At 47.6% G+C, this 13965-nt stretch carries 13 protein-coding genes and 1 riboswitch; of the genes, 5 read left to right on the forward strand and 8 right to left on the reverse strand.

Going from position 1 to position 13965, the window contains the following annotated elements:
* Positions 1-45: 45 nt before the first annotated feature.
* Positions 46-924: a PDDEXK nuclease domain-containing protein gene (locus OOT00_RS13255; protein ID WP_368407604.1), complete on the reverse strand. Its 879-nt coding sequence runs from the start codon at positions 922-924 to the stop codon at positions 46-48.
* Position 925: 1 nt separating this feature from the next.
* The gene (locus OOT00_RS13260; RefSeq protein ID WP_265425866.1) at positions 926-1267 is read right to left on the reverse strand and encodes a DUF1016 N-terminal domain-containing protein; all 342 of its coding nucleotides are present in this window, start codon (positions 1265-1267) and stop codon (positions 926-928) included.
* Between the two features lie 128 nt (positions 1268-1395).
* Between OOT00_RS13260 and OOT00_RS13265 the strand changes: the two genes are divergently transcribed.
* Both OOT00_RS13265 and OOT00_RS13270 read left to right on the forward strand, forming a co-directional pair.
* Positions 1396-1644 carry a hypothetical protein gene (locus OOT00_RS13265; RefSeq protein ID WP_265425867.1) on the forward strand — a complete coding sequence of 83 codons (249 nt, stop codon included), beginning with the start codon at positions 1396-1398 and terminating at the stop codon, positions 1642-1644.
* A gap of 138 nt (positions 1645-1782) precedes the next feature.
* Positions 1783-4008 carry an NADP-dependent isocitrate dehydrogenase gene (locus tag OOT00_RS13270; RefSeq protein ID WP_265425868.1) on the forward strand — a complete coding sequence of 742 codons (2226 nt, stop codon included), beginning with the start codon at positions 1783-1785 and terminating at the stop codon, positions 4006-4008.
* A 73-nt stretch (positions 4009-4081) separates the two neighbouring features.
* Here the strand turns inward: OOT00_RS13270 and thiC are convergent, their stop codons facing one another.
* The 6 genes from thiC to thiS form a co-directional block, all read right to left on the reverse strand.
* Positions 4082-5386, reverse strand: a complete 1305-nt coding sequence (gene thiC, locus OOT00_RS13275) for a phosphomethylpyrimidine synthase ThiC (protein WP_265425869.1) — start codon at positions 5384-5386, stop codon at positions 4082-4084.
* Positions 5387-5388: 2 nt separating this feature from the next.
* Entirely contained in the window at positions 5389-6450 is a 1062-nt protein-coding gene (gene thiE / locus OOT00_RS13280) for a thiamine phosphate synthase (protein ID WP_265425870.1), read from the reverse strand.
* The gene (gene thiF, locus OOT00_RS13285; RefSeq protein WP_265425871.1) at positions 6447-7103 is read right to left on the reverse strand and encodes a sulfur carrier protein ThiS adenylyltransferase ThiF; all 657 of its coding nucleotides are present in this window, start codon (positions 7101-7103) and stop codon (positions 6447-6449) included. Before thiF ends, thiE begins: the two co-directional genes overlap by 4 nt.
* A complete protein-coding gene (gene thiH, locus OOT00_RS13290; protein ID WP_265425872.1) occupies positions 7085-8209 on the reverse strand; it encodes a 2-iminoacetate synthase ThiH in 1125 nt (374 codons plus the stop codon). Before thiH ends, thiF begins: the two co-directional genes overlap by 19 nt.
* A 322-nt stretch (positions 8210-8531) precedes the next feature.
* Complete coding sequence (locus tag OOT00_RS13295; RefSeq protein WP_265425873.1) at positions 8532-9335, reverse strand: thiazole synthase; 804 nt, start codon at positions 9333-9335, stop codon at positions 8532-8534.
* A 1-nt stretch (position 9336) separates the two neighbouring features.
* Positions 9337-9537: a sulfur carrier protein ThiS gene (thiS, locus tag OOT00_RS13300; RefSeq protein ID WP_265425874.1), complete on the reverse strand. Its 201-nt coding sequence runs from the start codon at positions 9535-9537 to the stop codon at positions 9337-9339.
* A 227-nt stretch (positions 9538-9764) separates the two neighbouring features.
* Positions 9765-9872, reverse strand: a riboswitch (TPP riboswitch).
* 318 nt (positions 9873-10190) lie between these two features.
* Between thiS and OOT00_RS13305 the strand changes: the two genes are divergently transcribed.
* The 3 genes from OOT00_RS13305 (at position 10191) to lon (ending at position 13953) form a co-directional block, all read left to right on the forward strand.
* The gene (locus tag OOT00_RS13305; protein ID WP_265425875.1) at positions 10191-10901 is read left to right on the forward strand and encodes a 16S rRNA (uracil(1498)-N(3))-methyltransferase; all 711 of its coding nucleotides are present in this window, start codon (positions 10191-10193) and stop codon (positions 10899-10901) included.
* A gap of 155 nt (positions 10902-11056) precedes the next feature.
* Positions 11057-11500 (forward strand): Hsp20/alpha crystallin family protein, encoded by a 444-nt coding sequence (locus OOT00_RS13310; protein WP_265425876.1) that lies wholly within the window; start codon positions 11057-11059, stop codon positions 11498-11500.
* A gap of 29 nt (positions 11501-11529) precedes the next feature.
* Positions 11530-13953, forward strand: coding sequence for an endopeptidase La (lon, locus tag OOT00_RS13315; protein ID WP_265425877.1), 2424 nt, complete (start codon positions 11530-11532; stop codon positions 13951-13953).
* The last annotated feature ends 12 nt before the right edge of the window (positions 13954-13965 follow it).

Raw genomic sequence — 13965 nt, forward strand, 5'->3', positions numbered from 1 at the left:
GTTCTTTATCCCACAGATTATATAGATAATAAAAATGGTCAGTTTTTATCTCAATAACTCAAGTCCGAAACTTGAGTTTAAATGATAAAAAAGCAGATCCATATAAAAATCATCTCCGCCGACTTCCACGGGAACCTGCCGCCCGACAAAGGCAAAACCCTGCCCAAGTTCCAGAAGAAATTTTTCCAGATGCCCGATAAGCTTATTTTCCAGCTCCGCTTCTTTACGGATTTCAGCCGTACCAAGAAAATCAAAGAGATATGGATCTTTGAAAATCTGACTGGCCATATCGGAATCATCCGGCGGTAAAGTGGCTTCAAAATTATTGGCGCTCTGCCCGATTCTTTGATGCAGCTTGGTTTCTATCTGAAAAGACAAAACATCACGGCTCCAGCCATTCTTCTGATTTTGTTCAACATACCAAATGCGTAATTTCATATCTTTCACTTTGTATAAAAGAAGCTGGTTGTTACGCCATGGTATTTGTGCAGCGCTGCGCTGCACTATTTCTCTATCGGGCCAGCATTCAGCAAACTTACGCATATCCTTTAGATTTCTAACGGAAAAACCATTCATATCCGGAAACACCTCCCGTAAATCAGTTGAAAGGCGATCAATGATTCTTGCTCCCCAGCCTGATTGCTCCTGCTTTTCCAGAATATCACGACCAATATCCCAGTACATGAGAATCTGGGCAGCATTGGCAGACAAAACCGCTTTCAGCCGTTCCGTTTTTACCCGCTGCTTAATCTGCTTTAAAAAATTCGTATAATCACCGGGTAACTCCATCGGGGCAGCAGGAACCGGCATAATAACATCTGCATTCTTACCCTTATCCCGCCTTTTTCTCTCACTGTCTTCACTGTGTTCCGTGGCTTTACCCAGTTTAGGCCCGCTGGTATCCGTTTGAGCTTTCTTTTTCATCTTACAGGCTCCTTACATCAAGGCTTGCTTCCCATTCGGCATGAGCTTTTTCCGCAGAAATCCGAGACAGTGTCTCGGAAATTGGCATAGACAAAGATTTAACAGGTATGGCCTGTTGAATCTCAATATAACCGACATAAAACTTCCGCATTAATTCCAAATTATCGACGGAAAATCCTTTGCCCAGCTTGTACGTCAATCTCTCTGATACATTTTTGAGCAAATTTTTTCCATATTCCGCTCGAACAGAACCGCTTTGCTGATATTCCACAATATACCGGCCAAACAGCCAGTTCCGCACCACCAATGCAATATCCACCGGCCGCGCAGCCTGACTCTGCATAGTTGTTTCCCATAAAAAAAGTTTGCGGACACCATTTTTTTATGGAAAAAAAGGGTATGATTACAAATATAGTCTTTTCTTTGCACAGGTGATGGCTTGCAATACATGGACAGAAAGGCTGGTGGATTTTGATTGACAGATTTATTCTGCTGAAACAACAGCTGAATGCAAAACAACCCAAGCCATGCCACAGATGCGGGCTTCATTATGAGGACTCCAAAAAGGTCTGTCCGCACTGCGCAGGACTTTCGGAAAGGGAGCTTGAAGCACTGATTCAAAGAAAAAAAGCCATGATAAGGGGCAATGTATGGCACATGCTTTGGGTTTTTGGAGCACTGTCCGCTTTTTTCATCCTGCTTTTCTGGCTTGTGAACTAAAACCATATCCGGCCTGGTTCCAGGGACGGATGGTCGTGGTGTTCAGAAATTGTAATCCGTCTCTGTGTGTGCTAATTTTTTCAGGTCGGCGGCGGCCGAAAGCCTTTCCTTTTAACCCAGAAATCACCGAGGCGGAATATGACCACCCAGAAAATAATCTATACAGAAGTAGATGAAGCACCGGCCCTGGCAACCCATTCACTACTCCCCATCCTGCAGGCCTATACATCCTGGTCCGGTGTTACAATCGAAAAAAAGGATATTTCCCTTGCCGGTCGCATCATCGCAAATTTTCCCGAGAAACTGAACCCGGAGCAACGCCAGCCCGATGATCTGGGCGAGCTGGGCCAGCTCTGTCTGCAGCCGGATACCAATATCATCAAACTGCCCAATATCAGTGCTTCCATTCCCCAGCTCAAAGGCGCCATCCGGGAACTGCAGGAACAGGGCTATGACATCCCGGATTATCCTGACGAACCCCTCAATGATACAGAAAAAAAACTTCAGGAGCGCTACGCTAAAGTACTGGGCAGTGCCGTGAATCCCGTTCTGCGGGAAGGCAACTCCGATCGCCGGGCTCCAGCAGCAGTGAAACGTTTCGGACAGAAAAATCCCCACCGTCTGATGAAACCATGGCCTCAGGATTCAAAATCTCGGGTGGCCTATATGAACGATGGCGATTTCTATGGCAGTGAAAAATCCATGACCATGGATCAGCATTGCAGGGTACGGATTGAATTTGTGGGTGAGGACGGAAAGATACAGATTCTGAAAAAAGAAATGCCCCTTCTGGCCGGAGAGGTGGTGGATACCGCTGTAATGAATGTGGCAAAGCTTACATCCTTTTTTGCCGCTCAGATGGCTGCAGCCAAAAAGGAAGGTTTGCTTTTCTCCCTGCACCTGAAGGCTACCATGATGAAAATATCCGACCCCATCATGTTCGGCCACTGTGTTTCCGTTTACTACGAAGATGTTCTGACCCGTCACGCTGCCGTACTGAAAAAGCTTGGCATCAATGTCAACAATGGTTTTGCCGACATAGAAGTCCGTCTGGAAAAGCTGCCTGAGGCACAGAAAGACGCCATCGAAACAGATATCAAAGCCTGCTACGGGAATAACTGCAGGCTTGCCATGGTGGACTCCCGCCATGGTATCACCAACCTCCATGTTCCCAATAATATCATTATAGATGCCTCCATGCCGGTATTTATACGGGACGGCGGCCGCATGTGGGGGGCAGATGATGAACTCCATGACACCATCGCCGCCATTCCGGACCGAAGCTATGCCACCATCTATCAAAAAGTCGTGGAAGACTGCCAGACAAACGGTGCCTTTGATCCGGCCACCATGGGATCTGTGGCCAATGTGGGGCTGATGGCTCAGAAAGCTGAAGAATATGGCTCCCACGACAAAACTTTTGTGGCACCGGGGCAGGGCAGCATACGTCTTGTAAGCGAAGAAGGGGTCATCCTGCTGGAGCAGACGGTGGAAGAAGGAGACATCTTCCGCAGTTGCCAGACCAAGGATGCGCCGGTCAAAGACTGGGTGAAACTGGCCGTCAGCCGTGCCCGTGAGGCAGGTACCCCCGCCATTTTCTGGCTGGATGAAAACCGTGCCCATGACCGGGAGCTGATAACTAAAGTAAAACGGTATCTTTCTGATCACGATACCAAGGGTCTGGATATCCGGATCATGAATCCTGTGGCTGCCATGGACTTCAGCCTGGAGCGTATCCGCAGGGGTGAAGACACCATCTCCGTAACTGGCAATGTGCTGCGGGATTATCTCACCGATCTTTTTCCCATTCTTGAAATCGGTACCAGCGCCAAAATGCTTTCCATCGTACCCCTGATGAACGGCGGAGGACTATTTGAAACGGGAGCCGGTGGTTCAGCACCCAAACATGTGGAACAGTTTCTACGGGAAGGCCATCTGCGCTGGGATTCTCTGGGAGAATTCTGCGCTCTGGTACCCTCCTTCGAACATATCCATAAAATATCTGGCAATGACAAGGCTCGCCTGCTTGCCCTTACCTTGGATCAGGCCATCGGAAAATTTCTGGAAAAGGGTAAATCCCCCTCCCGTAAGGTGGGAGAACTGGATACCCGGGGCAGCCATTATTATCTGGCCCTCTACTGGGCCGAAAGCCTCGCAGCCCAGACGGAAGATGAGGCACTGGGAAAACGCTTTGCCAAAGTGGCAAAGGATCTTTTGGATAAGGAAGAAACCATTATTAACGAATTACAAGATGCTCAGGGAAAAACCATGGACATTGGCGGCTATTTCCATCCGGATAAGGCGAAAACGGCTGCTGCCATGCGGCCCAGCCCCACCCTCAACGCCATTATCCATGCCATCTGATCAGGGCCCTGTAAAAACTGAATCCGGGCCGCAGGCATCAAGAAGGTTCCTGCGGCCCTTTTCATTCCCTCCATTAGTCCTGAAGCTGAATGTCCTTGCCTTCCCGGATGCGATTCATATTACGCACGGCACACATGCGACCGCACATGCTGCAGGAATCCTCATGCTCCGGCATGGATGAGGCCCGATAAGCCCTTGGTTTGTCGGGGTCCATGGCAAGGTTGAACATGGTTTCCCAGTCCAGGGCCGCTCTGGCACGGCTCATGGCATCATCCCATTTCCTTGCACCGGGAATTTTTTTGGCTATGTCGGCCGCATGGGCGGCAATGCGGGCGGCAATGATGCCTTCTTTCATGTCATCCAGATCAGGAAGACGAAGGTGTTCCGCAGGGGTAACATAGCAGAGAAAATCCGCACCGCTGGCAGCGGCAATGGCTCCGCCTATGGCGCTGGTGATGTGGTCATAGCCCGGTGCCACATCCGTGACCAGCGGTCCCAGTACATAAAAGGGTGCACCGTGGCAAAGGCGCTTTTCCATCATCATGTTACCGGCAATTTCATCCATGGCCATATGGCCGGGACCTTCGATCATGACCTGCACATTGCGCTCCCAGGCCCTGCGGGTCAGTTCCCCTAAGGTGATCAGCTCCTGCACCTGACAGGCATCCGTGGAATCATTCAGGCAGCCGGGACGGCAGGCATCCCCAAGACTCAAGGTCACATCATGGGCCTCGCAGATTGCAAGCAGCCTGTCGTAATGCTCGTAAAAGGGATTTTCCGCATCATTGAGCTGCATCCAGGTATACAGAAGGGATCCGCCCCGGGATACAATACTGGTGATGCGCTCATTTTTTTTGATTTTTTCTGCGGTTTCCCGGTTGAGGCCTGCGTGGATGGTGAGAAAATCCACCCCGTCTTTCACATGGGTTTCCACCACCCGGAAAAACTCATCCACGGTGATGTCTTTGATATTTTTATCGTAAAAGCCCACGGCATCATAAATGGGTACCGTACCGATCATGGCGGGGGATATTTCCACAAGGCGTTTCCGGAATTCCTGTGTCTTACCAAAACAGGACAGATCCATGATGGCTTCGGCTTTGAGTTTCAGGGCAAGATGAACCTTTTCCATCTCCACTTCCACATCAGAACAGTCCTTGGAAATACCCAGATTCACGTTGATCTTGGTGCGAAGACCTTCACCCACACCTTCGGCACTTAAATGTTTGTGGTTTTTATTGGCAGGAATGATGATCCGGCCCTTTGCCATCAGCGCCATGAGGCGTTCCGGGGCCATGCCCTCTTTTTCGGAAACCGTACGGATTTCCGGGGTAAGAATGCCCTTTCTCGCTGCGTCCATCTGTGTGGTGTATGTCATGTTTATCTTCCTTTTTTAGACAGAATGTTTCTGATTTCTCTTATTTTTCCGCCAATATCCTCAGCTCCCGTAATTTCCGTGACAAGACAGATGCACCTTGCCCCGCGTATTGCCACCTCATGGATGTTGTGGGCCTTGATGCCACCAATGGCCACAAAGGGCAGGGGGATGTTGTTCACCACATGCTCAAGATAGGCCAAACCCACGGGATCGCAGACATCCTTTTTAGTACGGGTTTCAAAAATGGGACCGACGCCGATGTAATCTGCTCCGGAAGCAAGGGCGGCGGCGGCCTGTTCCGGACTGTGGGTGGAAAGCCCGATGGCCATGGTTTCACCCACAAGCTCCCTTACGGCAGAAACGGGCCAGTCATCCTGACCGATGTGCACACCATCCGCACCCACCATAAGGGCAAGGTCCACATCATCGTTCACTACAAGTTTAGCTTCGTAATCTTTTGTTATTTTTCTTATTTCCTTACACTCTTCGTATTTTTCGCGAAGGTTTTTTTCCTTTTCCCTGTACTGCACAAGACGGATGTCCGCTTCCATCATCTGTCGCACCACCTCCATATTGGATCTTCCCCTGGAATGCTCCGATGCGGTAATGGCATAGATATCCGTATTCAGAATATGTTTGCGGTTTTCAGGAATCAGGGTCTCCAAAATACGCTTTTCCAATCCATAGGTCTCAAAGCGGCACCGCTCAAAAAAAAGGGACAATTCCGGCATGGAAAGGGCAGCGGCCTGCTCTTCAAGGCTTCTCAGTGCTTCCTGTACCCGTTTGCAGTTGGCCACAGCCACATCTGTCATGCCGGATCTGTTTATGGGCGGACCGTTCTGGGAAATCACAAAACCCGGATCCGTTTCACTGTTTCTGGCTTTCACAGCCTTTACAGCAAGAGCGGCCGTATTTTTACGAATGCTGTGCCGGAGGTTACGCAGGGCTTTGGAAAGAGAAGCCTCTTCTGGTACAAAACGCAGAAGATCCTCCAGCACACGCAGCCCTTCGCAGCAGCGATTTAAATTGGCATCCATGATGCGGTAAAGGGAAGAAGGATTCATGGGTTTATCTCCTTGGATGTCAGGCTTCCTATGAGGTATTTCAAAATGATGTCCGCCTGCATGGCTGCGGCAATGCCCACCCTGGGTGACATGGGAGGAATCCCTGTTTCCGAAGGTGTGCGCCCGTCCCCCACCACAACAATATTCTTTCCGAAGGTCGACACCCTGATTCCTTCGGGATCGCCATAGCCGCCAATGCCGGATGCCGCCACAATGAGCCTTTTATCAGGGGAAAGCGCTTCCACCAGCATGGCTTTGGCAACGGCATCATCCAGGGCTTCCACCACCAGTTCACAGTCTTGAAAAATGACCGTCAGGTTATCTGGTTCAAGACAAATGAAGTGGACTTTCATATCCAGTGCGGGATCAATTCGTAAAAGGTTTTCCTTTAGGGCTTCCACCTTGGGTCGGCCCACCTGATCGGCAAAATAGAACTGACGATTAAGGTTGGAGGGGGTAACCCGGTCACAATCTGCCACCACCAGAGAGGCTATGCCAGAACGGGCCAGATGGCAGGCCACATTGGAGCCGAGTCCTCCCGCACCAGCTATGCCAACACAGGTCTTCTGCAGCCGTTCCCGGCAGTGATCGGGCAGGTAGGTGGCAAGGCCCTGACGGAAAAGATTGTCATGGGTCATGCGCTTTTCTCCCATGAATCCATGGGCCTCCAGTCCTGATAAACGGGCTGGTATCCCTTATTCTTGATAGCCACAGCCATTTCTTCCACGGAACGTTCATCGGAAATATCAAACTGACCTGTACCCGAATCTTTTTCACTGTGCCCGCCCACGGCCGTGCTTACACCCGCCGACATCTTTGTAACACCAAGGCCCATAATGTTGTCCCTGAACTCTTTTCTCTCCCTTGTGGATATGGAAATGCCGCATCTGGGCATAAAAATTCGCTGTGCCAGAAGAATCTGTACAAAATCCGCATCACTGACCTCACAGGCCGGTGAATAACTTCCTGCATGGGGTCTCATTCTGGGCAGAGCAAGGCTTACTTCCACTTCCGGGTAACTTTTCTGCAACCAGTCCGCATGAAGGCCTGTGAAAAAGGCATCCCTTTGCCAGTCATCAAGCCCCAGCAGAGCACCCACATTCACCATGCGCATGCCTGCCATGCAGCCCCGTTCCGGTGCATCCAGCCTGAAATGGTAATCTTTTTTCGGCCCATAGGGATGAAGGGTTTCATAGAGGGTTTCGTTATAGGTTTCCTGATACAGGGTAAGGCCGTCCACACCTGCGTCCACCATGCGACGGTAGGTATCTGTATCCATGGCATAAATTTCTATGGCAATGGAGCTGAAATGTTTCTTAAGCTCTTCGCAGCAGGCCCCAATGTAGGCGGGTGTGGCAATTTTTGGAGCATCACCCGTAAGGATGAGAATATGTTTTAAACCGTCTGCGGCAATCAGGCGGGCTTCTTCTCCCACTTCTTTCAGGGAAAGCTGTTTTCTGGAAATGGAATTAGAACATCCGAAGCCACAGTATACGCAGCCGTTGGTACAAAAATTGGAAAGATACATGGGCGTGAACAGCTGTATGGTTCTACCGAAATGCCTTGTGGTGAGGTCCCTTGCCTTCACAGCCATCTGTTCCAGAAAAGGCCTTGCCGCAGGGGACAGAAGGGCAAGAAAATCCTCTGATCCACAGTTTTCCCTTGAAAGGGCACGCCATACATCCCTCTGGCTAAAGGATACTGTTATTTTTTGAATGTCTTCCTTTTCATATGATGCCAACAGGTCATAAAAACCCATGGATTGCTCCTTTGTAATTGTTCAACACATTTGATTCAGAAATTCAGACATTGTAATTCCAGCCGTTTTGTACCATTGCAAGGCACCTTGGGGTCATACTGCCTGTGACGGCGAGTCTTACTGCTTCCGGACAGGAAAAGAAGCTCCTTAATCCGACACTTAAAATTCATAGGTCTTTTGGTTCCCGTCAAAGGCCCGGGTCTTTCAGCTTGAGGTCGGATTGTGTCACGGCCCAATAGTCTGCGTGTCTGTTCATCGGCCTGATAGCTATGCTCCATAGCCATCGAAGATGGTGCTGAACAGGTATGCTTCTTTTGATCATTTAAGAAAGAAAGCCCGTAAGGGGAGAAGAGGCAAAAGCCCTGTCCGGTGAAACAGCTGCTTCTCCAGCAAGATAGGCCTTTCTTCCCGCAGCTACTGCCCAGCCAAAGGCTTTCGCCATGGATACAGGATCGCCAGCTCCGGCTATGGCCGTGTTCACAAGACAGGCCGCAGCACCCATCTCCATGGCTTCACAGGCCTGAGAAGGCTTACCAATTCCCGCATCCACAATGATGGGCAGGGAAATTTCTTCAATGAGAATCCGCAGCATTTCTTTTGTCTGGAGCCCACGATTACTGCCTATGGGAGCACCAAGGGGCATGACTGCCGCAGCACCCGCCGAAACAAGACTCCTTGCAATCATAAGGTCCGCATTCACATAGGGCAGCACAACAAAACCTTCTTTTGCCAGAATTTCCGTGGCTTTTACCGTTTCATAACCATCGGGCAGGAGATAGCGGTTGTCTGATATCACTTCTATCTTGATCCAGTTGCCGCAGCCCATAGCCTTGGCCAGACGGGCAATGCGTACGGCTTCCTCCGCCGTTCTTGCTCCGGAAGTATTGGGCAGAAGTCTCATATTGGAAGGAATATGCTTCATGACATTGTCCGTTGAAGCATTCAGATCCACCCGGCGCAGGGCAACGGTGATGACCTCGCTGCCCGATGCGGCCAGCACACCGGGAATGAGGGTATCGGAAGGGTATTTTCCCGTACCCACAAAAAGACGGGAGGAAAGGGCTTCGCCTCCTATCAGCAAGGCATCCTTTGCTGGAGAAATCAAACAGGGATCAGAAAAATTCATTTCACCCACCTCCCACAAAGCGCAGTATTTCTACCTGATCCCTGCTGTTAAGAAAGGTTTCGGAAAAACGTTTTTTTTCGATAATGAGGCCGTTCAGCTCTACCACCACCGTATCCGGTTTCAGCTTTTTGGACTGAAGCAAGGCAAGAATATCCGTTTTTTTTTCCATCATTTCTTCTCTGCCATTAACGATAATCTGCATGGTGCATCCTCCACGGGTAGGCCTTCCTTACGAGTAAAAACGGAACATAAAGAGGGGTTTTTAATGGGGCTAGGGGAGGAAAGGAGGGAAAGCTTTTCTGGGAGGGTATGGGGCCTGGGTTGTCTCGGACAGGCCTTTTTTGGTTTTTGTACTCAACAAAAACAAAAAGGGCCTGCCAAAGGCAAGCCCTGAAGAGACCTTCTACCGGATGCATGTATATGGTGCACCCTTGCTCTTTTTCGCTTCCCTACGGCAGTATGAACTGCTTCAGGTTCCAAGGGTCGGATCTTTTTATGATCCCTCTCAGCCTCTTTAAGGCTCCCCCAGCAATCAAAATGTAACGGGTAGGATATAATAATTTTTTTACAACAAAGTAAAGCTTATTTTTTACCAGTAAAAAAAACGGAACCTAAACCTATCCACTTCAGTTTTAGATTCCGTTATGATTATTTTCAGAAGTTAAAGTATCTTTCTATGAAATTATTGCGACCAAAAAAGCCTTTAAAAAGTTTCAGTATCATTTTACTCTCCTCATCATTATATAGTCACTTTGACCCATTGTTTTTTGCATTGCACCAAAAACCTGACAGTAACATAACCTTTATTATGTTTGTGTCAACAAATATTTTTACAATTAACCAAAAAGGTGATCCTTGAATTTACTTATTGTGCACCCCAACGACTTTATATCGGAAAATATGGTATCCATATCCGGTCCAAGGCTCCATCATATAAGAAACATATTGAAAACGGATATAGATCAAAGCCTTGCCATGGGTATTCTCAACGGTTCAATAGGTACGGGTATTCTGGCTAGCAGAAATGAAAGCAGGGATCTGTTTCAGGTACAGTTTTCAAGTCCGCCTCCACCGGCCTTAAACGTAACTCTTATCCTCGCCCTTCCTCGTCCCAAGGTATTCAGGCGCATTCTTCAATCCATTACCAGCCTTGGAGTGAAACACATTATTCTTCTCCATGCCTTCAGGGTTGAAAAAAGTTACTGGCAAAGTCCGTTTCTGTCTGACACCTCTATTTTTACGCAATGCATCAAAGGTCTTGAACAGGCTAAGGACACAATGGTACCCTTTATTCAGATGGAAAAAAAATTCAAACCCTTTGTTGAAGATCAACTGCCCCTTCTTCTGAAAGATAAAAAAGGATATATTGCACACCCATATTGCGAATCCTCTTTTGGTAATCCTGAACCCCCTGCCGTTGTTGCCATTGGTCCTGAAGGTGGATTTATTCCCTACGAGGTCCAATTACTGGAAAAAGCAGGTATGCAGTCCTTTTCCATGGGTGCACGTATCCTTACAACAGAAACAGCCGCATCCGTTCTTCTTTCACGATTTCTTCCTTTTTAATCTGAAACAAAATCATTTTTTTAAGTTTCCTTGTAAAAAAAACAAAAATAACTATCTTTTTTTTAATCTCTTGGATGTTATTGTCTGGTTGATTACACAAAAATAATATCCAGCCTCCTCTTCACCCAGCCATTCTCACGTTGAAGGAGATATTCATGAGCTACATTAAGATTCGTTTTGGATCGGAATTTGATCAGTCCCGAAGCTGCGGAGGTTCCGTTTCAGAAATGTTCACTTCCGTAAATCCCATGTTTTCCGTTGGCCAGAGAAGGTGGAATCCTTCCATGGATATTTATGAAACAGAAGATCATATTATCATTCTTGCGGAAATTGCTGGTGTTGAAAAAGAAAATCTTGAACTGGAAATCAGCCATAAGGCCATACGTATTCATGGAACGCGTAATTGTAAAATATCCATGTCAAATACCACCTACAGACTGGCGGAAATATTTTATGGTTGTTTTGAGAGAGTCCTTTTCCTGCCCACAACCATAGATACGGAAAAGGTCAGTGCATCCTACACCAATGGTTTTCTGGAAATTAACCTTACCAAAAAAAATTCCCGAAATATTCACCGCGTTGAAATTCAGTCCGATTAAACATTTGATATACTATCCGGAGGTGAGCGATGCAGGAGCAGCAGCCGTCCCTGGAACTGAGCCAGGAAAAATTACCCGAAATCTTACCCATTCTTCCCCTTCATGACGTGGTCCTTTTCCCTAAAATGGTGCTGCCGCTGGTTGTACGTCAGGAACAGTCCGTACAACTGATTGATGAAGTAATGGGTAAAGACCGAATTGTCGGATTTATTGCCGTTAAAAAAAATAAAGATAAAGGAAATCCTTTCACTTCACCCGAAGAACTCTATGAAACAGGTTGCGGTGCCATCATATTAAAAATGGCCAAAGGAGAGGACAATCGTGCCCAGCTTCTCGTTCAGGGTATCAGCCGCTTTTCCCTTAAGGAATACAACGCCCATAATCCCTACCTCGTTGCCAATATCCGGCAGATAGAAGAACCGGAAACCAAAGGCAAAGAAATAGATGCCCTTACTTCCAATCTGCTTGACCTTTACATACAGGTTGTGGAGCTTTCTCCCGGTCTTCCGCAGGAAATGGCTCAAATGGCCAGAAACATTGATGAGCCCGGTGTTCTTGCGGATATGATTACCTCAACTATCAATACGAGCCATGAAGAAAAACAAAAAATCCTTGAAATTACGGACCTTAAAAAACGACTCAGGGAAGTCACTAAGATTGTTAATTATCAGCTTGAAATTCTCAAAATTGGTTCCAAAATTCAGACGCAGGTAAAAGAAGATATGGGCCAGAAGCAAAAAGAATTTTATCTGAGACAACAGCTCAAGGCCATTCGGGATGAACTGGGTGAAAGTGATGAACCCACAGTTGAAGTGGATGATTACCGCGCTAAGATAGCAGAAAAAAAACTTTCCGAAGAAGCCAGAAAAGAAGCGGAAAGGGAGCTGAAACGTCTTTCCAGAATGCACCCATCTTCTGCAGAATACAATGTTGTTACAACCTATCTTGACTGGATGGTGGCCCTGCCATGGGGTCATTCAACGGAAGATATTATTGATATTAAAAAAGCCAGAAAAATTCTGGATGATGATCACTATGGACTTGAAAAGGCAAAAAAACGCATACTTGAATACCTCGCTGTCCGTAAACTGAAACCGGATTCCAAAGGCCCCATACTCTGCCTTGCCGGACCTCCCGGAACGGGAAAAACATCCCTTGGTCGATCCATAGCCAAAGCTTTGGGCAGGGAGTTTGTTCGCATGGCCTTAGGAGGCGTACGCGATGAGGCTGAAATAAGGGGTCACAGAAGAACTTACGTAGGTGCACTCCCCGGAAGAATTATCCAGGCACTACGAAGGGCCGGAACGGATAACCCCGTATTTATTCTTGATGAAATAGATAAGCTGGGCAATGATTTCAGAGGAGATCCATCATCCGCCCTGCTTGAAGTACTGGATCCGGAACAGAATCATTCTTTTGTGGATCATTACGTTGATGTACCCTTTGATCTCTCCAAGGTTATGTTCATCACAACGGCTAATGTGCTGCATACCATACCACCGGCACTGAGAGACCGCATGGAAGTTATTGAACTTTCCGGGTACACGCTGGATGAAAAAGTAAAAATATCAAACAGATATATTATACCCAGACAGAGAAAAGCCCATGGCATCAATGCCAACCAGATAACCTTTACCAATGGTTCCGTACGTCATATTATTGAAGATTATACCCGTGAGGCAGGACTTAGAAATCTTGAAAGGGAAATTGCCTCCATATGCAGAGGCGTGGCAAGCCGCATAGCGGAAGGAGAAGCGGAAAACGTTTCTATTAACGTGATGAATATTCCCAGATACCTGGGACCTAAAAAAATTCATAACGAGGTGAATACCAACATCAAGGTTCCAGGGGTTGCCGTGGGACTTGCATGGACTCCTGCCGGTGGTGATGTGCTGGTCATTGAGGCCAAAGCCATGAAAGGGAAGGGGAAACTCACCCTTACGGGACAGCTGGGGGATGTCATGAAAGAATCTGTATCCGCAGCCATGAGTTTTATAAAGGCAGATGCATCCCGTCTTCAGATTCCAGAAGACTTTTTTGAAAATCATGATCTTCACATCCATGTACCTGCCGGTGCTATTCCAAAAGACGGGCCTTCAGCAGGGGTAACCATGCTCACAGCCATAACCTCTCTGGCAACGGGCAGAAAAGTGAACCAGAACCTTGCCATGACCGGAGAAATAACCTTGCGGGGTGAAGTGCTTCCCGTAGGCGGTATTAAGGAAAAGGTACTCGCCGCACACAGAGCGGGAATAAGAACGCTGATTCTTCCCAAATGGAACGAAAAAGATACGGAAGAAATACCTAAAAAAATCAAAAAAGAAATTATTTTTTACTTTCCGGATAAAATGCTGGACGTTCTGGATATCGCCCTTGAAAAAGGGGAAAATATAAAAAAGGAAACATCAAAAGAAAAACAAAAGCCACCCAGAAAACCGGCAGAGAACAAATGACGTATTCATAAC

Origin of the sequence: Desulfobotulus pelophilus, from assembly GCF_026155325.1 — a bacterium.
Lineage (GTDB): Bacteria > Desulfobacterota > Desulfobacteria > Desulfobacterales > ASO4-4 > Desulfobotulus > Desulfobotulus pelophilus.

What these genes read in the sequence shown, in the direction of transcription:
- OOT00_RS13255 (WP_368407604.1), bottom strand. Translation starts at nt 924, where the DNA reads ATGAAAAAGAAAGCTCAAACGGATACCAGCGGGCCTAAACTGGGTAAA.
- OOT00_RS13260 (WP_265425866.1), bottom strand. Translation starts at nt 1,267, where the DNA reads ATGCAGAGTCAGGCTGCGCGGCCGGTGGATATTGCATTGGTGGTGCGG.
- OOT00_RS13270 (WP_265425868.1), top strand. Translation starts at nt 1,783, where the DNA reads ATGACCACCCAGAAAATAATCTATACAGAAGTAGATGAAGCACCGGCC.
- thiC (WP_265425869.1), bottom strand. Translation starts at nt 5,386, where the DNA reads ATGACATACACCACACAGATGGACGCAGCGAGAAAGGGCATTCTTACC.
- thiE (WP_265425870.1), bottom strand. Translation starts at nt 6,450, where the DNA reads ATGAATCCTTCTTCCCTTTACCGCATCATGGATGCCAATTTAAATCGC.
- thiF (WP_265425871.1), bottom strand. Translation starts at nt 7,103, where the DNA reads ATGGGAGAAAAGCGCATGACCCATGACAATCTTTTCCGTCAGGGCCTT.
- thiH (WP_265425872.1), bottom strand. Translation starts at nt 8,209, where the DNA reads ATGGGTTTTTATGACCTGTTGGCATCATATGAAAAGGAAGACATTCAA.
- OOT00_RS13295 (WP_265425873.1), bottom strand. Translation starts at nt 9,335, where the DNA reads ATGAATTTTTCTGATCCCTGTTTGATTTCTCCAGCAAAGGATGCCTTG.
- thiS (WP_265425874.1), bottom strand. Translation starts at nt 9,537, where the DNA reads ATGCAGATTATCGTTAATGGCAGAGAAGAAATGATGGAAAAAAAAACG.
- OOT00_RS13310 (WP_265425876.1), top strand. Translation starts at nt 11,057, where the DNA reads ATGAGCTACATTAAGATTCGTTTTGGATCGGAATTTGATCAGTCCCGA.
- lon (WP_265425877.1), top strand. Translation starts at nt 11,530, where the DNA reads ATGCAGGAGCAGCAGCCGTCCCTGGAACTGAGCCAGGAAAAATTACCC.